This window comes from Prevotella sp. P5-92 (assembly GCF_002251245.1).
Taxonomy (GTDB): Bacteria; Bacteroidota; Bacteroidia; order Bacteroidales; family Bacteroidaceae; genus Prevotella.
Genome location: NZ_NPJG01000005.1, coordinates 1 through 917 on the forward strand (window position 1 = coordinate 1; position 917 = coordinate 917).

The window sequence follows — 917 nt, forward strand, 5'->3', positions numbered from 1 at the left end:
ATCAAAATCAATATCCTTTGAGTTTAAAACAGATTTTATAGTCTCACGTGAATTATAATAATCATTCCACACTAAAATTATAATTGCAATTTTTGAATTAGCTATTTGCTTCATTTCGTTTTGTAACATTTTATATATAGATCTAAAATTTTATCCCACCCCATTTGTTTACGCCATTTATTTTGGATATTAAAACGCATTAATTCCAACAAAGGTTCATTACTTAATAACTTATCTATAGCATGAGCCAAAGCTTCGGAATTACAAGGAGGGACTATCAAGCCTGTAACACCATTGTCTATAGCTTCTGATAATGCTCCTACATCTGTACCAATAACTGGACAATCCATAGAAAAAGCAGTTTGGATGACACCACTCTGAGTAGCATCTTTATAAGGACAAACTGCAAAAAGTGCATCATTAAGTAACCCTGCAAGCTGTGGCATTGATATATAATCATTAAGTATTGTTATATATTTCTTACCTTCATATAATGCTCTATCAAAATATAGCTCACCTTTTCCTGCAATAACTAGTTGTACATTAGGATATTTATTATGAATTTTACCAAATGCATCTAGCAAGTATTCTACCCCTTTGTATTTGGAAATTAATCCAAAAAAAAGAATATATTTCTTATTTATATTCGACGGTATCTTTTTGATATTATTAATACAATCATAAAGTCCTAATTTAGCAGGGAAGACTTGACTGATTGGATATTTATATTTAGCACAAAATGGAAGAATATGTTTTTCATTTAATATGATTATCTTATTTATCATCCTAAATGAAATTCGTCTCCATATTTCAAACTCCTTTGCTCTAGGTTTGCCAGAATGAGGAAAAGGATCATGAAGTGTTAAGACCAATTTGTTTTTTAACAAATATAATAAACTTCTTGTGCTTTGAATTGG

Annotated in this window: 1 protein-coding gene; it reads right to left on the reverse strand. The window is 29.6% G+C overall.

The window, feature by feature from the left end; translation table 11 throughout:
* Nucleotides 1-110: 110 nt before the first annotated feature.
* Nucleotides 111-917, reverse strand: an 807-nt coding sequence (locus CIK99_RS00635; RefSeq protein WP_144007847.1) for a glycosyltransferase family 4 protein, incomplete at its 5' end; no start/stop codon positions are given.